Origin of the sequence: Pseudomonas sp. B329 (assembly GCF_023127835.1) — a bacterium.
GTDB classification, from domain to species: Bacteria; Pseudomonadota; Gammaproteobacteria; order Pseudomonadales; family Pseudomonadaceae; genus Aquipseudomonas; species Aquipseudomonas synxantha_A.
Window position 1 is genome coordinate 128,132 of the sequence record NZ_SPKP01000027.1, and the last position, 25,655, is coordinate 153,786.

The window sequence follows — 25,655 nt, forward strand, 5'->3', positions numbered from 1 at the left end:
AGTCTCTCCTCTATACAAAGGGGGGCATTATTCTCTTGATCACGCCGTAGGCCAACCCTGCCTAAGCCATTGGAAGGGCTGAAAAAAAAGATTTAAGAAAGTGCTTGCCAGACATGGGGTCGCTACGTAGAATGCGCGCCACACCGAAACGAAGGGTGATTAGCTCAGCTGGGAGAGCATCTGCCTTACAAGCAGAGGGTCGGCGGTTCGATCCCGTCATCACCCACCATTCGCTTCATGTGTTACGCGCAGCGGTAGTTCAGTCGGTTAGAATACCGGCCTGTCACGCCGGGGGTCGCGGGTTCGAGTCCCGTCCGCTGCGCCATATTTTGCTTCCAGGCCCACTGAACACCTGGAAACTACGAACAAAGCGGCCATTGGCCGCTTTTTTTGTGCCCGGATTTTTTCTCGCCGTTCCTCTCCAACCATAGCGTTCGCTCGCCCATCCTAGCTTCCTCATCGTCTTATTTGGGTCGCCAATCCTGCGCTGTCAATCGTCACGCCTCCAGGGTTCGTGCGCAGCCTTTATCCCTATTGAAGAACCTTGTCAATCCTAAGTGCTGATAGGAGTGCCAGTTCGTCTTGCTGCGGTAAGGTCTCGTGGACATTGGTTCTAACGGAACGGCCGAAGATGAATCGCACCTGCATGGCCATGCCTTATTTCGAAATCCCCGAACGTCACCTTGAAGCGTTCAAGGCGTATTGCGCCGTGTTTATCGAAAAGACCTCTAAAGAGCCCGGATGCCTGTACTACGGTTTCAGCTTCAATGGCACCCAAGGCCATTGCCGGGAGGTCTACAGCGATGCCCAAGGGCTTTTGAACCACTTGGTCAATATCGCTGAGCTGAATTCCGAGGCGTTTCACCTGGCTTCAATTGTTCGCTATGAAGTGCATGGGCCCCGAGAGGAGCTGGACAAGTTACGTGGCCCCCTGGCGTTTATGAAGCCGCAGTTCTTCGAACTGGAACAGTGTTTCAGCCGGCCGTCTGTGGTGGCGTGAACCCGATGTATCTACAAGAGGCCTCAAGACATGTCAGTTGAACAATTACTCGGCCTGGGTGTGACGAACGCTGCGCGTGCGCCGCGTCAGCCTGCCTTCAGCCTGTTGTTTTTTTCCGATGTGCGCGAAGACATCAGCGCCAGCGAGAAATATGAGTTCGCTCGGTCGTTGACGTTGTTTGGCGATGCGCAGGGTTTTGAGGCCGTGTATTTTCCTGAGCGTCATTTCCACGAGTTTGGCGCGATTTACCCCGATTCCGCAGTAATGGCGGCGTCACTCATCCCCCAAACCCGACACATTCGTTTTCGCACCGCAGGCATCAGTTTGCCCCTGCATCACCCGGCGCGCGTGGTCGAAAGTTGGTCGATGAACGATGTACTCTCTGGCGGAAGGGTAGACCTTGGGTTCGGCTCAGGTTGGAGCCGGCCTGATTTTCTCTTGGCGCCGCATGCCTACGAGGACCGGCGCGAGGTGATGTGGCAACGCATCGAGCAGGTACGTCGCTTATGGGCGGGTGAGCGCCTTTCATTCCCGGGGCCTGGTGGCGATCCAGTGTCGGTCGTCACCTTTCCCCGACCCCTACAGACCAGCCTGAATGTCTGGATCCTGGTAGCGCAGAATACAGAGTCGTTCATTGCCGCTGGCAAGGCGGGTTTCAACGTCTTCACGATGTTGTACGGCATTGACCTGCCGGACCTGGCCGAAAAAATTGGGCTTTATCGCCAAGCGCGCCGCGATGCGGGATTCGACCCGGCTTCCGGGCGCGTCACCCTTATGCTGCATACCCTGGTGGGGCCCGATAGCGCCTGGGTTCGCCGAGCCGTCGAAGCACCGTTCAAAGACTATATCCGCAGCTCACTGGTAGCCCACATGAAAGCACGGGCGACGCCTGACGGTCGTCCCCTGGATGCCACAGAGCAGGAAAACGTCCTGCAATACGCATTTGAGCGGTATTACGAAACCGGCGCGTTGTTCGGTACGGTCGATGAGGTTCGGTATCGAGTCGGCCAAGTGCTTGAGACCGGCGTCGATGAGATTGCCTGCCTGATGGATTTCGGCGTGGACTACGCCGTGGTGCATCAGTCCTTGCCCTACCTTGAACAACTCGTAGCCTCGTTCCAGGAGCGGTCAGCACAGTGAATATCGAACGCAAGAAAGCTCGCCTCGCCGCCGCCATCAATGCCTCGCTCAAGGCCCAGCCTGCCCCGTCCTTTCCTGAACCGGTGGCGATCATCGGGTTGTCCGCCAACGTCGCGCAGTCGGCTAGCGTACGTCAGTTCTGGCAGGCGCTGGATGATGATCGTTCGTTGATCGAGGAGATCCCGGCGACGCGCTTTGACTTCACGTCCTGCTACGCCGGATCGAATATTGAAGAAGGGAAAATGCGCACCCGTTGGGGCGGGTTTATACCCGCCATCGATCAATTCGATCCGGTCTTTTTTGGCATGTTGCCGGCGGAGGCGCGCAAGATGGATCCGCAACAACGCTTGTTGCTGATGTCGGTGCGCCAGACGTTTGAAGACGCCGGTTATCGCCACACTGACTGGAAAGGCTCGGCCACCGGTGTATTTATCGCCGCCGAGCGTAACGAATACCACCTCAACCTACTCCAGGCCCAGATTGATCCCGGCGAAGGGCTGGACCAGGCGGCCAGTATGCTCGCCAACCGGGTGTCACATTTCTATGACCTGCGTGGGCCAAGCGAACGAATCGATGCGATGTGTGCCGGCGGTGCCGTCGCGCTTCATCACGCGGTCACCGCGCTGCGCAGTGGCCAGATCAATGCTGCGATCGTCGGTGCCTGCAACTTGCTGCTGCGCCCGGACGTGTTCGTGACGTTGTCGCAAAGCGGGCAAATGAGCCCCGAACCGACCGTGAGATCCTTCGGCGCCGGCGCTGACGGCTACCTGCGCGGCGAAGGCGTGTGCAGCCTGTTGCTCAAGCCGTTGTCGAAGGCTGAGGCCGACGGCGATCATATTTATGGGCTGATCCGCAATACGGCGGTCAATTACAACGGCGGCGACGCGGCGTCAATCGCTGCGCCCAGTGTGTCCGCACATTCAAGCCTGGTACAGGATTGCTACCGACGGGCGGGGATCGATCCACGCCACGTCAGCTACATCGAAGCCCAGGGCATGGGCAACCCCGTGGCAGATATCGCTGAGTGGGATGCCCTTAATCATGGCTTGCTGGCCTTGGGACGGGAGCAAGGCGTGCAGTTGCAGGAAGGCCAGTGCGCTATCAGCACGCTCAAGCCGATGAGCGGACATATGCATGCCGCTTCAGCCATTGGCGCGCTATTCAAGATCATCCGCAGCTTGCAGACCGAAAAGATTCATAAAATCCTCGACTTTGAGCAGCCCAATCTCCACCTGCATACCGCCGGACAGCCTTGCAGGCTCGCTACCCATACCGTTGATTGGCCACGCCAGGCTACCCCGCGCCTGGCGGGTTTGCATTCCTATGGCGCAGGCGGAAACAACGCACACATTCTAGTCGAAGAATATGTGCACCAAGCGCCCGGTCGTGTGGTGCCGAGTCAGGCCCCATTGCTGTTCCCCCTTAGCGCGCCGACCCCGGCGCTGCTGGCGCTGCTCGCGGCACAAATGCACCAGGCCTTGATCGATGAGCCGACGCTGTGCCTGGAAAGTGTCAGTGACACGCTCAAATTCGGGCGCGAGAAATTTGCCGCCGCCGTTGTCATCGTGGCCATGGAGCGCCCAGGCTTGCTCGATGTGCTAGCCCAGTTACACACGGGCGATCTTACGGGCGCAGTTGTCTTCGCCAAGGACGTCGCAGCGCCTACGGACGCGGCGCTTGACCCTTGGGCCGAGCTCTGGCTGGCGGGTGAGCGCCCGATGGCGAAGGCCACCCGCGCACCACGGGTGCCCCTGCCGACGACCCCCTTTGATACCCAGTCGTTCTGGTATGACGCGCCTGCACCCATGGCGGCGTATCCGGCTCCTGGTACATCGCGTACAGGGCGCCGAGCCTGGAGCCCGGACGCCGCCGAGCAAGCGGTACGTGAAGCATTGGCCCAAGCGCTGGAACAGCCTGCGGCATCACTGGATCTGGACGCGCAGTTCAGTGAGTTGGGTTTTGATTCGATGATGGTGCGTCAACTCTGCCGGCATATGCGCGACCAGGACATCGTGGTCGAGCCAGCGGTACTGTTCGAGCACGCTACGCCGGCGCGACTGGTGGCCTGGCTGGCTTGCGCGCCTGCGCAGCGCATTGCCGCCCCTTACCACCTGCCCAGTCCGGGCGCGCGTGGGCAGATCGCGATAATCGGCATGGCCGGGGTATATCCCAAGTCAGCGGATTTGTCGGCGTTCTGGGATTGCCTGGCAAACGCAGGGGACTGCATCGAAACCGTGCCCGAGCAACGCTGGAGCCTTGACGAGCATTTTAACGCGGACCGCCAGCGTGCGATCCAAGAGGGTAAAAGCTACGGTAAATGGGGTGGTTTCATCGAAGGCCTGGATGACTTCGACCCAATGTTCTTTAACTTTTCCCTGGCCGAAGCTACCTACATGCACCCCAAGGAACGTCAATTCATCCAGTGCGCATGGCATGCCCTGGAAGATGCCGGGTATACGCCTGCGTCTCTGGAGCAGGAGAAGGTCGGCGTATTCGTGGGAGTGTCCAAGGCCGGGCACGATAACTATAAAGATTCGTTTTTTTCGATCGCCAACCGCGTGTCTTATCGCTTCGGGTTTACCGGGCCTAGCCTGCCCGTGGATACCGCCTGTTCTTCTTCGCTGACCGCGGTGCATGAGGCCTGCCTGCACTTGCAGGCAGGCGAGTGCACCGTGGCGGTTGTCGGTGGCGTCAATGCCTACACCCACCCTTCCACCTTTGCCGAGTTCGCACGACTGGGCGTGTTATCCGCCGATGGCAAGTCGCGAGCGTTCGGTGCGGGGGCCAATGGGTTTGTTCCCGGCGAAGGAGTGGGGGCGCTGTTGCTAAAGCCGCTGGAACGCGCGCTGGCGGACGGTGATATGGTTCACGGCGTCATCGCCGCCAGTGCGGTCAACCATGGCGGCAAAGCCAATGGCTACACGGTGCCCAACCCCGAAGCCCAGCGCGCCATGATTCGCCTGGCATTGGACCGGGCCGGCGTCAGTGCTGACCAGGTTACCTATGTGGAGGCCCACGGCACCGGTACGGCGCTGGGCGATCCCATCGAATTTCGCGGCCTGGTCGAGGCGTTTCGCCAGGACACCGAGCGCACCGGCTTCTGTCGCCTGGGGTCGGTCAAGAGCAACATCGGCCATCTTGAAGCTGCGGCTGGTATCGCCGGCCTGAGCAAGGTCCTCCTGCAGATGCGCCACGGGCAAATCGCGCCGTCGCTGCATTCGCAGCAGATGAACCCGGATATCGACACCAGCCTCTCGCCTTTTCGCGTGCCTCAGGCGCTGGAAACGTGGGACGTCGACGGCGAGGGCGCGCAAGAGCGCATTGCATGCCTGTCATCCTTCGGTGCCGGCGGTGCCAATGCCCACGTGATCCTGCGCCAGGCCCCTGTGCGTGCCGAACCCGCCGAAGATGTGCGGGCCGACTACCTGATTGTCCTTTCGGCACGCCATGAGGCTGCACTTGTACGACAAGTGGACACCTTGTTAGTGTTTCTGGAACGCAATCCGTCGCTGCCCTTGCGTGACATTGCCTACACGCTGCAGGTGGGCCGCCAGGCCATGAATGCGCGATTGAGTTGCATCGCCACGTCGACAGCCGACCTCATGGATGCATTGCGTCGCTATTGTGCCGGTGAGGCCCACCCGGGCGTGCAGTCCACGACGCTCAAGGACGCCGACCGCCTGAGTTTGTTCGGTCAAGATGAATCAGCGCTGACGTTGCTTGATCAGTGGTATGCCGAGAGCAAATGGGCGCAATTAGCCCAGTTATGGAGAGCGGGGGAGGTGATCGACTGGGCGCGCCTGGTGGCGCCGGGTACTGCCCGTCGTATCAGTTTGCCGGGCTATTCGTTCGACCGTGAACCCATCCCCAGGGCACCGCAACTGGTGCCTCTTGGCAGCGTGGCCCGGCCCCCGGCGCAGCCTGGCAGGGCGCCCGTACCACCTACCACCGCCGCGACATTATTGGTGCGCCCGCGCTGGCAGCCGGTGCAGGCCTCACCGGCGGCGGCGGCGCCTCGGCGGCGCCACGTCATCCTGTGTGAGTGGCCTGGAGAACGGTCGGATCATCCAGGGTGGCAGGTGCTGACGCCAAAGGGCTTGCCGACAGAACGCTACGTGCACTGTGTCGGGCAAATTGCTGAGCATTTGCGCCAGATCATTGTCGATGCGGCGCACGAAGTTATCTCGGTACAAGTGGTAATACCCGTCAATCGGTCTGCGTGGCTGAGTGGCATTCATGGGCTGCTGAGGTCGGCGCAACTTGAAAGCAGCAAGCTGCGAACGCAGTTGGTTGAAATCGACCAGAGCTTCACTTTTACGCAGGTTCGGCACGCCGTGGAGCAGGCTGCGGCCCTGGAGGTTCATCCGTGGTTGCGGTTCGACGCTCAAGGTGGCCATGCCCGTCAGTGGACGCAGGCGACAGTACTGGATGATACGCACCGCTGTAGGTGGAAGAACGCGGGTGTCTATCTGCTGACAGGGGGAATGGGCGGGTTGGCGCAGTGTTTCGCCGCCGATATTCTCAGCCGTGTCGAAGGCGCAACCGTGGTACTGGTGGGGCGCTCCCCCTTGGGCCAGGCCGGCAAGGATCGGCTGGATGCCCTGCGGCGCATGGGCGGCCAGGTCAGCTATGAGCAAGTCGATATCAGTGACGAGGCGGCTACCGAACGGCTCGTGGCTGATGTGCAAGCCCAGTACGGTGCGCTCAATGGTGTGCTGCATTGTGCAGGAACGCTGCACGATGAGTTCTTGCGCAATTTCAAACACCAACACGGCGATGGGGTGCTGGCGGCCAAGGTGGGCGGTACCTGGTCGATCGATCAGGCGACGCGTCACTGCGACCTGGACTGTTTCGTGCTGTTTTCATCCGCCGCGGCAGCCGTCGGGCACCCGGGCCAGGCGTTCTACGCGGCGGCCAACGGCTTCATGGATGGGTTCGCCGAACAGCGCACCCAGCAGGTCCAGATGGGCGAGCGTCGAGGCCGAACCGTTTCGATTGCCTGGGGGCTGTGGCGCGACGGCGGCATGCAATTGGATGCACAGGCCAGTGCGTTGCTGGAGCGTGAGTCGGGCATGATCCCGTTGAGTCGCGAACACGGCGTTGCGGCGTTTCATCAAGTGATGGACAGTGATGCGTGCCAAATCGTGGTGATAGAAGGGGATGAACAGCGCCTGCGCCGGCGTCTGCATCCGCTGTCGAACGAGGCGACGCTGCCCGCTGATACACGCATGCTTGACGTGGTGAAAAGGTTGGCGGGGCAAGTGCTCGGCATCGCGACCAGCGAGCTTGAGGGTGACCACGACTTTGACAGCTATGGGTTGGATCAGGCGCGCTTTAATCAATTGATCCAAGCACTTGATCGCGAATGCGGGCTTGAGGTGTCGCCATTGGTTTATCGGCAAGTGCGTTGCCTCGACGATCTGGTGGCCCACCTGCCTGCCCAGCTACACGCCGGCACTGCGCCGCGTGCCGTGGCCGGCACCGCCTCAGCGCAAGTGCTGCTCGAGCATGCGTTGCAAGTGCTCAAACGGGTGCTATCCCCTGTGGTGCAATGGCCGGAGGATCGTCTGGACAGTGATGAGCCGCTGGAGCGCTACGGGCTCGACTCGATGATGGTCATGACGATCACCGCCGCGCTGGAGGCGCAATTCGGCGCGCTGCCCAAAACCTTGTTCTTTGAGTATTCGACGCTGCGCGCCTTGGCCGCATACCTGTGTCGCGAGCATGCATCGACGTTGGTGGCGCTGGTCGCCGACGTAGCGGGCACGCTGGCGTCAGGCCCCGATGAGGCGCGGGTGGCCGGTATTGCCAGCCACGACCCCGTGCCTGCCGACGCCGCGCAATCGCCTGCATCCGCCAAGGAGGCGTCGCAACGCTTTGACGTCGCCATCATCGGCCTTGCCGGGCGCTATCCCCAGGCCCGCACCCTGGAAGAGTTTTGGCAGGTACTCAGCCAAGGGCGCGACTGTATCAGTGAGATTCCCACCGAGCGCTGGGACCACTCCCGTTATTACAGCGCTGATGAAGACGCGCCGGGCAAGACCTACGCGCGCTGGGGCGGGTTCATTGATGGAGTGGCTGAATTTGATCCGGCGTTTTTCGGTATCTCGCCGCGTGAAGCGATGGCCATGGAGCCCCAGGAGCGCTTGTTCCTGCAGACCGCTCACGAGGCCATTGAAGACGCCGGTTATACCCGCCAGGGCCTGGCAGCCAGCGCCCGTCAGGAAGATGCCGAGGGCATGGTCGGTGTATTCGTCGGCGTAACGTACGAAGAGTACCAACTGTATGGGGCGCAACAGACTGCCGAGGGGCGGCCGCTGGTGCTGTCCATGAGCCCATCGTCGATTGCCAATCGCGTTTCGTTCGTCAACGGTTTCCATGGGCCAAGCATGGCCATCGATGCGATGTGTGCGTCCTCACTGACGACTATTCACCTGGCCTGCCAGAGCCTGCACAGTGGCGAATGCCAAGTAGCGCTGGCCGGAGGCGTGAATGTATCGATTCACCCCGCCAAGTTCCTCATGCTGGGGGCAGGCAAATTTGCCTCCCGACGTGGCCGCTGTGAAAGCTTCGGTGCCAGTGGCAGCGGTTACGTGCCCAGTGAGGGTGTGGGGGCTGTACTGCTTAAACCGCTGCATCAGGCCCAGGCCGATGGCGACCGTATTTATGGAGTGATTCGCGGGAGTGCTATCAACCATGGCGGGCGAACCAACGGTTATGCAGTGCCTAATCCGGCAGCCCAGGCCGCGGTGATCAGCCGTGCCTTGCGCCAGGCGAACGTGCAGCCGCGGCAGATCGGTTATGTAGAAGCTCACGGCACGGGTACGGTGTTGGGCGACCCGATCGAGGTGGCCGGCCTGTCCCGTGCGTGGCGGGCTTACACGCCGGACCGGCAGTTCTGCGCCTTGGGGTCGGTCAAGTCCAATATCGGCCATTGCGAAAGCGCTGCGGGCATCGCCGGGTTGACCAAGGTATTGCTGCAAATGAAGCACGGACTGCTGGTGAGCTCACTGCACGCTGAAACGCTCAATCCCAATATCGACTTCAGCGAAACCCCCTTTCGTGTGCAGCGTACGCTGGCACCCTGGGAGCGCCCGCTCGGCTCCGATGGCGTCCCGGGCCTTCGCATGGCTGCCATTTCCTCCTTTGGCGCCGGCGGGGCCAATGCTCACCTGATCGTCAGCGAGGCGCCGCTGGCCCAAGCTGCTCACGCGGCGATGACAGTGACTGCGCCGTTACCCATCGTTCTCTCTGCACGCTCTCGCGAAGCCTTACTGGAGGTGGCGCAGCGGCTCGTGGACTGGTGGTTGGACGCTGCGGCCAATCGCGAGCCAGACCTGCAAGCCCTGGCCTACACGCTGCAAGTGGGGCGCGAGGCCTGGGAGTGGCGGGTGGCGCTGTTGGTCACTTCGGGCGACGAACTGGTGCGTGAGCTACGCGCCTTTATCGATGGCGCGCTAGAGGGGCCGTCCTGGTGGTCCGGCTGCCTTCCCGAGGCGCACAGCCTGGCGACGCGTCCCAGTGAGCAAGCCTGCGCCGCCATTCGGCAGATGTTCGACCAGGCTGACTTGGGGGGCATCCTGCGTCGCTGGGTGCAAGGCGAAGCGGTTGACTGGTCACCGCTGTATCACTCGCACCGTCCAGCGCGCCTTGGCCTGCCGACGTACCCGTTTGCCCGGCAACGTTATTGGGCGCCGAGTGAGGTGGCGGTCTCGGTTGAGTCTGTGGCGTCCGTGGCGCAGGGCGGCAAGATTCGCCTGCGTGCACTGGATACTTTGCCTGTGGCTGATAGCGCACCCATCGTGCCGCCCGCGCCGCGGATACTCAGCCAACCCGCGCCTTTAGCGGCCAAGGCGGCGCCGGTCGTCCCAGTGGCCGACGACGAATGTGCACAGTTCCTGCGCCAGAGCCTGGCGGCCATGCTGTATTGCGAGCCAGGCCAAATACGCGACGGCAGCCGCTTCCTGGAGTTGGGCCTGGACTCGGTGATCGCCGCGCAATGGATCCGTGAAATCAACAAGCACTACCAGTTGAAGATTCCCGCCGACGGCATTTATACCTATCCGGTATTCAAGGCCTTTACGCAATGGGTGGGCACCCAGCTTCAGCCAACTCAAGCAACGGCTGCGCCGGTCCAGCGCGAGCCAGTGGCATCGGCACCGCAGCCTGGCGCGCAGGCAAGTGCGCAACGCGAGTCGATCCAGGACTACCTCAAGCAAAGCCTGGGTGAACTGTTGTTTCTCGACCCTGGGCAGTTGCGCAGTGGCGCGCAGTTCCTGGACCTGGGAATGGACTCGGTCACAGGCACACAATGGATGCGCGGGGTCAGCCGGCACTTTTCCATTCAACTAGCGGCCGACGCGATCTACACCTGGCCCACGCTCAAGTCCCTGGCGGATGAGGTCGATCGCCGGGTGCAGGTTGTACACAGCTCCGATGACTTGCTCGATACGATCCTGAACCAGGTGCAGAGTGGCGCCTTGGCGGCTGACAGCGCTTGCGCAGTGGTCGAAGACGTGTTGGCGCAGCGGTAGCAACCATGACTTTCAATGTCGCAGGTAAGTAACGATGAGAACTGCCTATTTGGCCTCCACCGCCTATGTCCTGGGTGAACAGGCCCATGATTATCGCGACGCGGCTTCTTTCGAGGCGGTGTGCAAGCAACACAGCATGCCCGATTTCGCCAGTGTGTTTGGCTGGGGCACCTACTGGCGTACGACACGCTCGGTCGGCGAACTGCTGGTTGAGTCAGTCGCCAGCACATTGGCCAGCAGCGGCTTACGGGGCTGTGACATTGATGCGCTGGTGGTGTGCAGCAGCAATTTCGAGTCGGGCCAGGTGGTGGACTATCTGCCGCTGCTGCGCGAGCTGCAACTGGATCGCGCCTTCCCGCTGGGCGTGACATGGGGCGATTGCACCATGCTGTTGGCAGGCCTTGAGGTCGCCCGCGCCCAGGTATTGGCCGGGCTGGACAATGTGCTGGTGGTCTCGGCCAATCGTATCGAAGACGAAGCTTTCCGGTTCCAGCATTACGCGTTGTTCAGTGATGGTGCTGCCAGTTGCCTGGTGACTTCAGGGCGCCGCCGCGGCTTCGAGATGCTCGGCAGCCTGGCCAGGTCAAATGCCGGGCTGGCACACGACCCCAAGGAGGATGACACCCGGCTGTTCCGTGAGGTGCATGAGCAGTTTATGCACCGCCAGCAGATTAATACGGCGGACCTGGAACAGGTGGTGTGCAGCAACGTGTTCCTGCCAGTGCTCAAGATCAAGGAAGGCCGGCAGGGGGTGAGCGGTACACAGTTGTATGTGGATAACGTGACGCGGGTGGGGCATTGTTTTTCCGCTGATTCGCTGATCAACCTGTGCGATTACCAGGCGCGTGCGCAGCAGGTGCATGGCGGCCTGGTGATGTTGACTGCCAATGCCGATGGGCTGCGCTGCCAGACATTGTTGCAACGGGTGAGTGATGCCTGAAACCGGCGGGCTACCTTGGCTGTGTGGGCAAACCTATAACCGCTCATAGGTTTGGTCAGGATCGAATTCTTGTAAGTTGAGAATGATGTGGGGTCGCCTGGCGGCCATTCCTCAAGAATTCTCCAAGGGTCGATACTGAATATGGTCAAAGACTTCGACAGCAATGAGAATGCCGGCAATGCGTCCGGGTCGGATACCCACCCGCATGCTTTCGACATTGCGATTATCGGGCTGGCGGGCCGCTATCCCCAGGCCGAAAATATCGAGGAGCTTTGGGAAAACCTCAAGCTGGGTCGCGATTGCATTACCACGGTACCTTCGCAACGTTGGGACCACGACGCGATCTATGACCCATCCAAGGGTGTCTCCGGCAAGACCTACAGCAAGTGGGGCGGCTTCCTGCGTGGAGTCGATGAATTCGATCCGCGCTTTTTCAACATTTCACCGCGTGAAGCCGAGATCATGGACCCGCAGGAGCGCCTGTTTCTGCAGTGCGCCTACCACGTGCTCGAGGACGCCGGCTACACACGCCAGAGCTTGAGCGCCAAAGGCCGGGTTGGCGTCTATGTTGGCGTTCAGTACACCGAATACACCGCCTTCAGCACCGCACAGACGCTGGTCGCCGCACTGCCTGCCTCCATCGCCAACCGCGTGTCATTCTTCTGTGATTTTCGCGGCCCCAGCCTCACGCTCGACAGCATGTGCTCATCCTCGCTGACCACTATTCACCTGGCGTGTCAGAGCCTGCGCAGTGGCGAGTCGGAGTACGCCATTGCCGGAGGCGTTAATGTGTCGATCCATCCCAACAAGTACCTGCTGCATGCCCAGGGCCGTTTCGCGTCCAGTGTGGGTTGCTGCAAGACCTTTGGCCAAGGGGGCGACGGCTATGTGCCGGCCGAAGGCGTGGGCGCCGTGTTGCTCAAACCGTTGCCCCAGGCCATCGCCGACGGCGACCGTATCCATGCAGTGATAAAGGGCAGTTCAATCAACCATGGCGGACGGGCGACCGGGTTTACCGTGCCCAAATCGTCGGCCCAGGCCGTGGCCGTGCGTTCGGCGTTGCACCAGGCCGGCCTGGCGTCCAGCGACCTGAGCTACATAGAAGCGCATGGCACCGGCACGGCCCTAGGCGACCTGATCGAAATCGAAGGTTTGCGCACCGTGTTCGAAGCTGACGGCTTTGAACCGCAAACCTGCGCCATCGGCTCGATCAAATCGAATATCGGCCATTGTGAAAGCGCCGCGGGGATAGCCGGCCTGACCAAGGTCTTGTTGCAGCTCAAGCACCGCCAGTTGGTGCCGTCGCTGCACTCCACGCAGCTCAATCGCAATATTGATTTTGCCGGCAGCCCGTTTCACGTCCAACAAACCCTGGAGCCCTGGCTACCCAAGGGCGCCGCCGATGCTGTGCAACCGCGCCGTGCAGGTATTTCGTCATTTGGTGCCGGCGGTTCGAACGCGCACCTGGTGGTCGAGGAGTATTCCCTCCAGGCGCAGGCCCACACCCACGTACCGACGTTGCCGAGCGACGTCCTCATCGTGCTGTCGGCACGCACGCATGAGCGCCTGCAGGCGGTAGCGGCGCTGTTGCTGGGGCGCCTGGAGCAAACGCCACTGGCCTGCGACCTGGCGGGTTTGCATGATCTTGCCTACACCTTGCAGGTGGGCCGCGAAGCCCTGGACGCGCGGGCCGCGTTCACGGCCCAATCAGTGCAGGTGCTCAAGGAACGCTTGGTTGCCTTGGCAGACGGGGCCCAGCATCCCGACGTGCTCATTGGCCAGGCGCTCAAGCCGGTACGCCTGCGTGCGGGCGAAACGGCGGTGCCAGTGCAATCGCCGGCCATGGACGATAACCAGGCGGTGATGCGTCACTGGGTCAGCGGCGGTCAGGTCGAGTGGGCGCAGTTGTATCAAGGGTTCCAGCCGGCCCGAATCAGCCTGCCGCTGTACCCGTTCGTTCGGGAACGCTGCTGGGTGCCACCTGCGCCGCAGACTGCAGTGCCCGGGCGCTTCGCTGCACCCGGCGACGGCCCGCATCCGCTGCTGTCACGACAGATCACGGCAGGTGACAGCCAGCAATTTGAAGCGCAGTTTTGCGGCGACGAATTTTTTCTCGACCACCACCGTGTCAACGGGCGCAAGGTGCTGCCGGGCGTGGTCTACCTCGAAATGGCGCTGGCGGCGCTTTCGCGGGTTTCTGGGCAAGCCGACCTGGCCCTGAACAGCATCCTGTGGGTGCGCCCCTTCGAGTGCTTTAACGATCCAGTCACCCTTACCCTGGCTGTGGAACAGGCTCGCAAGGGCAGCGGTTGGGAGTTCGAGTTCTTTGCCTGGCTTACCCGTGAGCCGGGGGGCGAACCGGTGCGCCAGGTCTATTGCCGCGGCCAGGCGTCGGTGCCTGCAGAGCCCGCCCCCCTGGCCCACCTGGACGTGAACGCACTCGCGGCGCTGGCGCAAGGCGCGGCGTCGACCACCGAGTTCTATCGCCATTTTGCCGCCGTGGGTATCGAATATGGCCCTGGCCATCAGGGCCTGCATGCCTTGCGTGGCGGCGCCGAGCAAGTGCTGGGGCATGTGCGCTTGCCAGACTTCCTCAAGCCGGGTGATGAGTTCCGCTTGCATCCTTGTCTGCTCGACAGTGCACTGCAGGCAGCCATGGGTTTCACCACAGGCAGTGAGTCATCGCAAGGGCCCCAGGTGCCTTTCTCCCTGGAGCAATTGACCCTGGGCCGTTCCAGGCGCACACCCGCCTGGGTGAGGCTTACTGCACACACATCGGGTGGCGGTCGTGGCAGCTTTGCCTTCGATGTGGAGGTGTTCGACGCTCAAGGCGAGCCCTGTGTGCATCTGCATGGCCTGCGCTCACGGGTCATGGCACGAGCGCCTGCGCCGCCCAGCCTGGCCTTGATGACACCCGGCCTTGAGGCATTTGTCGAACCTGCTTGGGCCGGCCTTTCACACGCTCACCGGATTTACCTGTGCCCGGGCAGCGAAGCTCACGCCGCCCAGGTTGCCGAGCACTTTCCCCAAGCCCAATGCGTACTGCTCGAATCCGGCGATGATCAGGGGCTGACATTGCCTGAGCGCTACTGCCGGGCCGCGCAAGCATTGAGCGAGCACCTGCGCCAATTACCGCACGACGGGCAAGGTTGCCTGGCGCAACTGGTCGTCGCCGACGACGATAGCTCAGGCCTGTTCGCCGGGTTGTTCGGGCTGCTGCGATCATTTGCCCGCGAGCAAACTTCATTGCGGGTGCAACTGCTCCACCTGCAGCCGGGCGATGCGTTGCCGCCACTGCTGCAGAGCGCCTGCACCGCAGATGCGGAACTCGCCCTGCACCGTCGTGATGGTCAACTGTTCAGCGCCAGCTGGCAGCGCCGGCCTGACGAACAACTGCCGGCCGAGCCGGGTGCCGCGCCGTGGAAACCTACGGGGGTTTACCTGCTCACGGGAGCTTCTGGCGCCCTGGCACGCAGCATCGCGCTGGATATCGCCCGCGCAGCAGAGGGCGTGAGCCTGGTACTGGTGGGGCGTGGAGTGCCGGATGACGACATGGCGGCCCATATCGAGCAACTCGAGAGCTTGGGCGCGCAGGTGTTGCATCGCACGGCCGACCTCGCGGACGCGACAGCTTTACGCGCACTTGTGCAGGAAGTATCAGCTCGCGTGGGATCGCTCACGGGTGTGCTGCACATCGCCGGCTGTCGTCAGGATGGGTTGCTCAGGAACAAATCGGCCGAGCACCTGCGCCAGGTGTTGCTGCCCAAGGTTGACGGCCTGTGGAACCTGGACTGCGCGACGCAAGACCAGCCCCTGGAGTTCTTCCTGGCCTTTGCCTCCATCGCGGGTGCCTTGGGTAATGCGGGTCAAAGCGACTATGCCTGCGCCAACGCGTTCATGGATCAATTCGCTGAATATCGTAATCGACAGGTGGCTGACGGCACTCGACAGGGCCATACCATCGCGATCGACTGGCCGCTGTGGGAGGACGGAGGCATGCAGTTGAGCCCTGAGCACATGGGCGCGATGACCAAGGCAACCGGCCTGCGGCCTTTGGCGACGACGCAGGGACTACAGGTGCTGCGCCATATCATCCACCAAGGCGGCGCACGCTGGTTGGTACTGCCAGGGCAGGGCGCCACCTTCGAGGCACTGGTAGCCGGGCTTGGCGTGGGGGTTGCCGCTGCCGTGGCACCGCGCAGTCAGGTGGACCCAAGCGATACTTTGCGTGGGCTGGTCGGGCAGATCCTCAAAGTCGACGCGCAAGAGATCGACGACACCACGGCATTTGCGGACATGGGCTTTGACTCGGTGATGCTGACCGAGCTGGCAACCGCCATCAATCGCACCTACACACTCGAACTGGGTACCGCGGCGCTGTTTGAGCATCCGACGCTGCAAGCACTGGCGGCGCACCTGCAAGGGGCGCGGACGGCCGAATCGCAGCCGCCGGCACCGGGCTTGACCCGGGCGCAGGTTGCCCAGGGCGTGCGGGAAGTGGTCGCCGAGGCCCTCAAAGTGCGTTTGGAGGACATCGGCGATGATGATCCCTGGAGTGACTACGGGATGGACTCGGTGAGCAGTGTCCAAATGACCGGGCTGCTCAACGAACGCTTCGATATCCAATTGGCCGCCGATACGTTCCAGGCTTTTGGCAACGTGGTTGAATTGACCACCGCGATTGCCGACATCCAGGTGGTGATGGCGTGTGCCGATATCGAGCGCCAGCCCAGCGCTGGCGGTGGGGTAATTGCTGATACAGCGCTGCTCGATGAGTTGGTGGCATTGGTGTGTCAATTGTTGAAAACCGTCGCGGGCGATATCGACCCGCACACCGATCTGCATGACTTCGGTTTCGACTCGGTACTGCTGACTCAACTGTTGGCACAGATCAGCAGTACCTACGGCGTCGAACTCGACCCCGGGAGTGTTCTGGAAGATGCGACCGTGGCCGGTTTGGTGGCTCAGGTACAGGCGCAGCGCCATGGCGCAGAGCCGGCTTCGCTGCGGGTGCCGCAGGTGCAGGAGCGCCCGGCTCCTCAACGCGTGGTTACCCTGGCGGAGCCTGAGCAACGGGCCGACCGGCAAAGCCCGGTCGTGGTGCTGTTATCGGCCGGCAGTGCGGCGCAGTTACGGCAGGTGGCGGACAACTTGTTGCACCTGATCGACGGCCAGGCCGACCATGACGTGGACCTGCACACCCTCGCCAGGGTGACCCAGGCCGGCAGTGGCTTGATGCCCGTACGGTTGGGGCTCAGTGTGGCCAGCCTGGAGGCATTGGCCGAGCAGTTGCGCGCCTATCTGCAAACCGATGAGCACAGCGCTTACGCTCAAGTGGGTAACGCCGAGGTCGATGCCAGTGTGCTCAATCGCGTCATGGCATTGCCAGGCCTGGCCGATCAAGTGCAGGGCTGGCTGGATCAAGGCGGCACCTTGCCGTTATTGCAGCTGTGGTCCCAGGGCCTGGACGTGGATTGGCGTTCGCTGGCGGGCGCGGACTCGCCAGCGTCCGCGCTCAGCCGCATGCCTGCGTCGCCGTTGCGTGAGCCCGCCCCGGTCGTGACGCTGCTCAATCACGCTGGCGAGCAAGGGCTCTTCTGTTTCCCCGCCGCAGGTGCGGGCGCGCAGTCTTTTCATGCATTGGCCGCGGCCCTTGGCGATGTCGCGCAGTTGCAGGTGCTGGAGTACCCACCGCTGGATACGCAGGCACCGCCAGACCTGTCGATGCAGCGCATGGTCGCTGCGCATGTTCATACCGTCACCCGTCGCTGCCCCGCTGGCGTCGTCCGTTTGCTCGGACACTCTTTTGGGGCCAGCGTGGCTTTCGAGGTGGCGGTTGAACTCCAGGCACGCGGACGCCAGGTGCAGTTGTTCATGCTCGACAGCTTTTTCTATGTGCCTCAAGAGCTTCAAGGTGAGGTGTTGACCAGCGCGCAGTTGCGCTACTTCCTGGGTGATACACCGCTCTGCGCACGCCTGCTGGACGCCCAGGACAAAGGCGCCGTGGTGTCCCTCAAGCAGGTACGCGAGCTGATGCGTGATGCCAGCCTCAACCAGGGCCCCGCACAGGGTCCGGGTGCATGGCTGGCGGCGCAGATCGCCATGAGTGTCGACTATCGCCCCACCCACACCTTCACCGGCGACACCTGCGTGATCATCGCGGCGCAAAGCATTCTCGGCGCAAGCAGTCTTCCCCACACCCTGGCGCGCTATTGCGCCTACCTGACCGCGAGCCCCCATGTGGCCACGGTGGACGGTGGCCATATGTCGATGCTCAACCCGGGCAACGTCCATACCTTGGCGCGTGCGCTACGCCTGCACCTTGATACACCGGGTGGTAAGTCCCAAGGGCGACGCGCAGGCGAATTCTGAAGGTGGAGCGGCAAGGCTCCGCCTCAAGGGCGCGGCCGTGCCCGGGTTTGAGCAGTTCATAGGAGAAACCAGCGTGTCCATTGTTTTCATGTTTTCAGGACAGGGGTCGCAATACCGTCACATGGGGCGGGCGTTGTATGAGCGGCACGCCGGGTTTGGCCGGCACATGCGCGCGCTGGATGAGGTCGTGCGACAAACCGGCGGGTATTCGGTGCTGGATGGGTTGTATGGCGACCAGCCCCAGGCAGCGGCGCTGGACGACATTCTGGTGACGCACCCGGCCATCTTCATGGTCGAGTATGCGTTGGCGCAGTCGCTGATCGAGCACGGTGTATACCCCGACCATGTACTCGGCTCCAGCCTGGGAGAAGTGGCTGCGGCGGCTGTGAGTGGTGCGCTTGACGCCGAGCAGGCGTTGGGCTTTGTGGTTCGTCAGGCTCGATTATTCCATGAGCATTGCCCGGCGGGAGGGATGACCGCCGTACTGGCCGATATCGCCGTGTTCGAGCAATTGCAGGCCGACGGCATCGAGGTTGAGCTGGCGGCGATCAACTATCCGCAACATCTGGTCATCAGCGGGACAGTCTCTGCATTGGCGGCGGCGCAAATGCAGTTGGCGCGGCGCAACGTGGTGTTTCAGAGGCTTGATGTGAACCGCCCATTTCATTCTTCGCACATGGATCCATTGCGCGACGCATTCATTCAAACCAGCCAGGCATTGCAACTGCGCACACCGCGGATGGGCTATGTCTCGTCAACCCTTGGCGGCCCCGTCAGCCAGTTCGCCCCCGAGCACCTGTGGCATGTGGTGCGCTCGACACTGCAGTTGGCCCCCGCCATTGAATACCTTGAAGGCCTGGGCCCCCATGAATACCTCGACGCCGGCCCGTCCGGGTCGATGGCCAATTTCGCCAAACGCTGTCGCAGTGCCCACTCGGCATCCACCGACAGCCTCATTCTGAGTCCCTTCGATACCTCGGCACGCTCCTTCGAGCGGCGCATCACTTCTTCGGCACAGCGCGTTGTCAGCGCGGAGATCATGGCTATGAAACAAAGCAAAACGGTGTACATGTTTCCCGGGCAAGGCTCGCAGTTTCGCGGAATGGGTGAGGGCTTGTTCGAACGCTTTGCCGAACTGACGGCCTGTGCCGATCGCGTGCTGGGCTACTCGATCCGTGAGCTGTGCGAAAACGATCCGCGCAACGAACTTGGCCAGACCCGCTTCACCCAACCTGCCCTGTATGTGGTCAATGTACTGTCGTACCTGGCTCAGGCTGGCGATGCCGCGCCCCCCGACTATGTGCTCGGGCACAGCCTCGGCGAGTTCTGCGCTTTGTTTGCCGCCGGCGCCTATGACTTCGAAACCGGATTGCGCCTGGTCAAGCGGCGCGGCGAACTCATGTCCGAGGCCACCGGGGGCGGCATGTCGGCTGTGCTGAATCTGGATCTTGCGACGATCAAACAGGTGTTGCGCCAGGCTGGGAGTACACAGCTGGATTTCGCCAACTTCAATGCCCCGCAACAGACCGTATTGGCCGGACCGCTCGACGCACTGGAAAGCGTGCGTACGCAGATTGAAGACGCCTCGGGTATTTGTGTCGCGTTGAATGTCAGCGCGCCTTTCCACTCCCGCTACATGCGTGGCGCCCAAGAAGCGTTTGCGGCTGAGCTGGCCCGTGTGACCTTCAAGCCCCTGATGCTGCCGGTGATCGCCAATGTCGACGCACGCCCTTATGAGCAGGAAGCTATCGCCAGCCAGTTGGCGCGGCAAATGACGTCATCGGTGCAGTGGGTCGAAAGCATCGAGTATTTACTGCAGGCCGGCATCACCCAGTTCAAGGAGATCGGCCCCGGCAATGTATTGACCAATCTGCAAGCGAAAATCGAAAAAAACCGTTCGCCAGCCCAGCCAGTCGTGGCATCTGCCGTGGTTGCACCGCTGCCTTTGGCTGCGCGGCATGACGACGGCGTGCCGGGCCTGGCGCTGACAGCCGAGGGGTTGGGGAGCGCCGCATTCCGCCAGGCCTACAACCTGCGGTATGCCTATATGGCCGGTGGCATGTACAAGGGCATCGCGTCGGTGGAACTGGTGGTCAAGCTTGTCAACTCAGGGTATCTGGCGTTCTTCGGCGCGGGCGGCTTGAGTACCGCAGCGGTCGAACAGGCCATTGTCGAAATCGCTCAACGCACCCAACCGCGCGCTTTCGGCATGAACCTGGTCTGCAACCTGTCCAACCCCCACAAGGAAATCGAGCTGGTCGAGTTGTTCATGCGTAAAGGCGTTACGGTGATAGAAGCCGCGGCCTTCATGCAAATCACCCCGGCGCTGGCGCTGTACCGGTTGCGCGGCCTGATCAAGGTGGGTGACCGGATCGAGGCGCGCCACCGGATCGTCGCCAAAGTCTCGCGGCCGGAGGTGGCCCAGCAGTTTCTTGATCCGGCACCTGCGCGGGTGGTGGAAAAGCTGCTTGCGCAAGGGCTGGTGACGCCCGAGCAGGCGCAATGGGCGCAGTCGGTGCCGATGGCGGACGATCTGGTCGTAGAGGCCGATTCCGGTGGGCATACCGACATGGGCGTCACCGTGGTCTTGCTGCCGACGATCATCCGTTTGCGTGACAGCCTATGCCAGGCTGCCGGGTATACCGAACGGGTACGGGTGGGGGCCGCAGGCGGCATCGGCTCACCCGAGTCTGTGGCGGCGGCCTTCATGCTGGGGGCCGACTTTGTGGTGACCGGTTCGATCAACCAATGCACGCCCGAGGCCGGTACCAGCGATGTGGTGAAGACTCTGCTGCAGGACATCAACGTGCAGGACACCGATTACGCGCCTGCCGGTGACATGTTCGAACTGGGTGCCAGGGTACAGGTACTCAAGCGCGGGGTGTTTTTCCCGGCACGGGCCAACAAACTCTACGACCTGTGGCGTCGTTACGACTCACTGGACGAGCTGGATGAAAAGACCGCCCGGCAGATTCAGGACAGTTTCTTCAAGCGTAGCTTTGATGAAGTCTTCGAAGAAACGCGTGCCTACTACAGCAAGGTTGCGCCGCAGGAAATCGACAAGGCTCTTAGCAACCCCAAGCACAAAATGGCGCTGGTGTTCCGCTGGTATTTCATTCACAGCACACGCTTGGCCATGACTGGCAGCGAGGCGCAGCGCGTTGATTACCAGGTGCATTGCGGGCCCTCGATGGGCGCGTTTAACCAATGGGTCAAGGGTACCGACCTGGAGGACTGGCGCAACCGGCACGTCGACCTCGTGGCCGAGCGGCTGATGAACGCCGCCGCCGCTTATTTGAACACCCGCTTGCGCGCCATGCTGACGCCCGCAGCGCCGGCGCAGACGGAGGGGCGGCCCGCCTACGAGGGCGCCCCCTTACGCATCGCCGGGAGTGTGCGGACATGAAGAATCGACTGTCATCCTTGATTCGTCGTCTGGCCGGGCACACGCACACTGAGGGAGGCGTCGGCGATGCCGCGGAGGCCGGCAAGCATCGTCACCCCGGTGATATCGCGATCATCGGGATGGCCTGCCGGGTACCGGGCGCGGGCGACTACCAGCAGTTTTGGGAGAACCTGGCGAACGCGCGGGACAGCGTCACGGAGATTCCGGCGAGCCGTTGGGATTGGCGAGCATTCTGGGGCGACCCCACGAGTGAAGACGATAGAAGTCACGCACGTCATGCCGGGTGCATCGATGCGGTCGATGCGTTCGACGCACGCTTCTTCGGCATCGCGCCTGCCAGTGCGCGGATCATGGACCCCCAGCAACGCATCATGCTGGAGCTGAGCTGGGCCTGCCTTGAAGACGCAGGCGTGGTGCCGTCCGCGCTGGCCGGCTCGCGCACCGGGGTGTTCGTTGCCGCGTTCAATTATGACTACAAGCAACTGCTGGAAAGCGCCGGGTTGCCCATCGATGCCCATCACTCCACGGGCAACGCAGCGGCCGTGATTGCCAACCGTATTTCGCACTTCTACGACCTTCACGGCCCCAGCGTGCTGGTGGACACCGCCTGTTCCGGTTCGCTGAGTGCCATCCATCATGCCGTGCAGTCACTGCGCCTGGGTGAAACCGAGCTGGCCCTGGCTGGCGGGGTCAACCTGCTGCTGACACCAACCCGGCATATCGCGTTTGCGAAAACCGGCATGTTGTCCCCCACGGGGGCCTGCAAGAGTTTTGATGAAGCGGCGGACGGATATGTGCGCAGCGAGGGCGCCGGTTTGCTGCTGCTCAAGCCCCTGGCCAAGGCGCTGGCGGACGGTGATCCGATCCACGGCGTGATCAAGGGCAGCGCAGTCAATCACTGTGGCAAGACCCATACGCTGACCTACCCCAGCTCTGCGGCACAGGCGCAGGTGATAGAGCAGGCGCTTGGGGATGCGCACATTCCGGCGTCGAGTGTCAGTTATATCGAAGCCCATGGCACCGGCACCCCCAAGGGTGACCCTATCGAGATCCAAGGCCTGCGCCAGGCATTTTGCCCGCAGGCAAGCGAACCGCAGACCTGTGGGGTGGGCTCGGCCAAATCCAATATCGGCCATTTGGAGGCGGCGGCGGGCGTCGCGGGGGTGATCAAGGTCTTGCTCTCGTTCAAGGCCGGGCAACTGGCTCCCCTTTGCCATTTTTCTGCACTCAGTTCGCGGATCGACCTGCAAGGCAGTCCCTTCTACCCGGTGACCCGCCTGCAGCCTTGGGAACCAGCGTCAGGGGTACGCAGGGCAGGGGTCAGTTCCTTCGGATTCGGGGGGACCAACGGTCACCTTATCCTGGAACAACCGCCCGCGTGTGCCGAGGTCGACGTGGCGGCCCGTCCCGGCTGGCTCATCGCATTATCGGCCAAGACACCGGCCAGCTTGCGCCGCCAATGCAGCACGTTGCATGACTGGCTGCAGGGTGCCGGCGCATCTGCCAGCCTGGCGCAACTCAGCCAGGCATTGCTCACCGGCCGCGAACACCTGGCCTGCCGGCAGGCCTGGGTGGTCAGTGATCGCGACACACTGACTGCTCAACTACTGGCTGCCTCGCAGGCCGAGGTCCAGGCACCTGAGATGGACGAGGAGGGCGCAGCGGTGCGCCAACTTGATGCCGCACGCCTGATCAAGGCACTGCCGACGCTGGCACACGAGCCGTCGGCCTACCTGGCCCACCTGCAAACGCTGGCCGAGCATTATTGCTGCGCGGTGCCGGTGAAGTTCAGCGTGCTGTTCAGTGACCAGGCGCGCCACCACCTGGGCCTGCCGAGTTACCCGTTCGCCCGTGACCGCTTCTGGTTGCCGACCGCGCCGACCGATCTGCTGGAGTACCGCCTGCAACGGCATGACCCGTCGATTGGTGACCATGTGATTGCCGACCAGCATCGGGTCGCCGGGGCTGTGACGCTGGCGGTCGCGGCTCGCGCCTGGGGGGCGCTGCCGGCGGGGGGCTGGTGCGCCAGCCAGGTGGCGTGGCTGCAGGCCCTGGACGTGCCGCTACAGGGTGCGCTGCTGCGTGTGAGCCTGCGACCAGCAAGCGCCGGGGCAACCGATTTCGAGGTGCGCCTCGAGGGCCTGGTGCATCCGTTGTGCAGCGGCACACTGGCGCCCGGCCAGACTGATGAGGTGCGGCGTGACGTGCACGCGTTGAGGCGGGCTCACCCTGACGTCTGGCTGACGCGGGAGGTGCTGTATGAGCAATTACGCAACGTCGGCATGGCATATGGGCCAACATACCGGGTGTTGCAGGACAGCCACCTGCAAGGTGATCAATCGTTGCTGGCGTTGGTCGTGGTGCCTGCGGGTGCGGCCGATGACCTGCCGTTTTCTCCCGCCGCTGTCGATGCGGCTTTTCAAGCAGCGGTGCTTTTGGCCATACGTCAATCCGGTGAGCAAGCCAGGCTGGGATTTTCGGTCGGCCAGTTGCAGCTGTCGGCTCCGTTGCCTGAGCGCTACTGGGTGCATGTCAGCGCTGCCACGACGGGCGCACAGCAGTGCCGATTCAATATTGAATGGATCGCCGAGGACGGACGCGTTTGCGCCACGGCCAAAGATTTTGTACTCAAGGCCGCCCCAGTCCAACAAGAGCAATCGCCCAAGGCCAAGGTCCACAGCGTCGAATGGCGTGTGCTGCACCCTGTTGAAGAAGGGCATGCAGAGGCACAGCGCCGCACGTTGATTATCAGCGCCGACCCGGCACAGGCACAGGCCTGGTCAGCTGGCAGCACCCAGGCCAGCGTGCTGGCAGGTCAATCGGATTGGTCGGCAGAGCAATGGCGGGACGCGCTCGGCAATGCCGGCGCTTTCGAACGCCTGATCTGGCTGGCCCCGATCCCGAGCGGCGAAGCCTGGTCTGCACAGGCTGCCACTGCTGCGCAGGAACACGGGGTAATGGCGCTGTTCGCGCTGTGCCAGGGGCTGTTGATGCTGAAGGTGCGCGAGCACCCGCTGGAGTTGCTGGTGGTGACTCGCCAGGCACTGCAGGTGCTGCCGGGCGAGCGCCATGACCCCACGCATGCGCCCGTGCACGGTCTGGCGGGCACGCTGGCGAACGAGTGCCCAACGTGGCAGGTCCGCGTGGTGGACCTGCCCCTGGCGCCGATGGCGGCTTCACCGTCGCTTGTGCCACTGGCTGCCCTGCCGGTAGGCGCGAGCGGGGCGTGGCGCGAAGGTCAGTGGTATTGCCAGGTGCTGCGGGAGGTCAATTATTGCGCGGCGCCTCCGGTCTACCGAAAGGGTGGGTGCTACATCATCATCGGTGGTGCCGGCGGGATCGGTGTGGCCTGGACGCGACGCCTGATCGTCGATTACCAGGCTCAGGTGTACTGGATAGGCCGGCGACCTCTGGACGAAAACATCCGCGCCGACATCGAGCGTCTGGCGAGTGAAGGGCCGGCCCCGATTTACCTGCCTGCCGATGCGGGCGATCCGCAAGCGTTGCGCGAGGCTCTGGACTGGGTGCACGGCCAGCACGCCCAGGTGCATGGCGTGATCCATGCAGCCATGGTCATGCGGGGCAAGAGTGTTCAACGTATGAGCCGCGACGAGTTCAGCCAGGTGCTGGCGGCAAAGGTCGCTACCGGCGCGGCGCTGGAGCAGGCGCTGCAACGACCGCCCTTGGATTTCCTGGTGTTTTTCTCCTCGATCAATGCCTTCGAGCGATCGCCCAATCAGAGCAACTATGCAGCCGGGTGTTGTTTCATCGATGAACTGGGCGGCTATTTGGCGCAGCACTTGCCTTGTGCGGTCGCCGTTATCGACTGGGGTTACTGGGCGGACGCAGGCGCATTGGCCGGTTCGCCTGCGCTGCAAGTGCTACGTGAGAAAACAGGCGCCGGCTTGATCGGTTTGTCGGCGGCAATGGAGGTGGTTGGCCTGGCGTTGTCCCGGCCATGGCTGCGCGTTGCAGGGACGGGGCGGGAGGCACGCACGCCGCTGGCATTGGAATGCCCGCGGCAACTGATCAGCGTGATGCCTTGCGAAACACAACGGATGGCAAACATGCTCGCGCTGTTTGCCACGGCCGTCGAAGGTCGTGGCTCGCTGCAATTGCGTGGCGGGCTGATGCTGGAGCCTTTACAGACACTATTGTGCCAGGTGCTGTTGGTGCAATTGCAGGCAGCCGGGCTGTTCGACCAACCCACGCCGCAGACCACCCAAGCCCTGTATCAACGCTTGCAGGAACGCTCCAGCGGGA

7 protein-coding genes and 2 tRNA genes are annotated in these 25,655 nt (G+C 62.6%); all 9 read left to right on the top strand.

The genetic code is table 11. The features are described 5' to 3' along the window. Nucleotides 1-153 precede the first annotated feature (153 nt). Nucleotides 154-229 (top strand) — tRNA-Val (locus E4P00_RS16210). A 19-nt stretch (nucleotides 230-248) separates the two neighbouring features. Beyond that, a tRNA-Asp gene (locus E4P00_RS16215) sits at nucleotides 249-325 on the top strand. A gap of 306 nt (nucleotides 326-631) precedes the next feature. Beyond that, nucleotides 632-1,000 carry a hypothetical protein gene (locus E4P00_RS16220; RefSeq protein WP_032877032.1) on the top strand — a complete coding sequence of 123 codons (369 nt, stop codon included), beginning with the start codon at nucleotides 632-634 and terminating at the stop codon, nucleotides 998-1,000. Nucleotides 1,001-1,030: 30 nt separating this feature from the next. Next, nucleotides 1,031-2,140, top strand: a complete 1,110-nt coding sequence (locus E4P00_RS16225; RefSeq protein ID WP_032877031.1) for a MupA/Atu3671 family FMN-dependent luciferase-like monooxygenase — start codon at nucleotides 1,031-1,033, stop codon at nucleotides 2,138-2,140. Continuing rightward, nucleotides 2,137-10,674, top strand: coding sequence for an SDR family NAD(P)-dependent oxidoreductase (locus tag E4P00_RS16230; protein WP_248132125.1), 8,538 nt, complete (start codon nucleotides 2,137-2,139; stop codon nucleotides 10,672-10,674). Before E4P00_RS16225 ends, E4P00_RS16230 begins: the two co-directional genes overlap by 4 nt. 34 nt (nucleotides 10,675-10,708) lie before the next feature. Further along, the gene (locus E4P00_RS16235) at nucleotides 10,709-11,614 is read left to right on the top strand and encodes a hypothetical protein (protein ID WP_078820770.1); all 906 of its coding nucleotides are present in this window, start codon (nucleotides 10,709-10,711) and stop codon (nucleotides 11,612-11,614) included. A 141-nt stretch (nucleotides 11,615-11,755) separates the two neighbouring features. Next, entirely contained in the window at nucleotides 11,756-17,986 is a 6,231-nt protein-coding gene (locus tag E4P00_RS16240) for an SDR family NAD(P)-dependent oxidoreductase (protein ID WP_248132127.1), read from the top strand. Between the two features lie 73 nt (nucleotides 17,987-18,059). Continuing rightward, nucleotides 18,060-21,392, top strand: coding sequence for an ACP S-malonyltransferase (fabD, locus tag E4P00_RS16245; protein ID WP_248132130.1), 3,333 nt, complete (start codon nucleotides 18,060-18,062; stop codon nucleotides 21,390-21,392). Continuing rightward, nucleotides 21,389-25,655, top strand: a 4,267-nt coding sequence (locus tag E4P00_RS16250) for an SDR family NAD(P)-dependent oxidoreductase (protein ID WP_248132132.1), incomplete at its 3' end; no start/stop codon positions are given. The genes fabD and E4P00_RS16250, both read left to right, overlap by 4 nt.

Coding starts and splice junctions, on each gene's coding strand:
- E4P00_RS16220 (WP_032877032.1), top strand. CDS start 632: ATGAATCGCACCTGCATGGCCATGCCTTATTTCGAAATCCCCGAACGT.
- E4P00_RS16225 (WP_032877031.1), top strand. CDS start 1,031: ATGTCAGTTGAACAATTACTCGGCCTGGGTGTGACGAACGCTGCGCGT.
- E4P00_RS16235 (WP_078820770.1), top strand. CDS start 10,709: ATGAGAACTGCCTATTTGGCCTCCACCGCCTATGTCCTGGGTGAACAG.
- E4P00_RS16240 (WP_248132127.1), top strand. CDS start 11,756: ATGGTCAAAGACTTCGACAGCAATGAGAATGCCGGCAATGCGTCCGGG.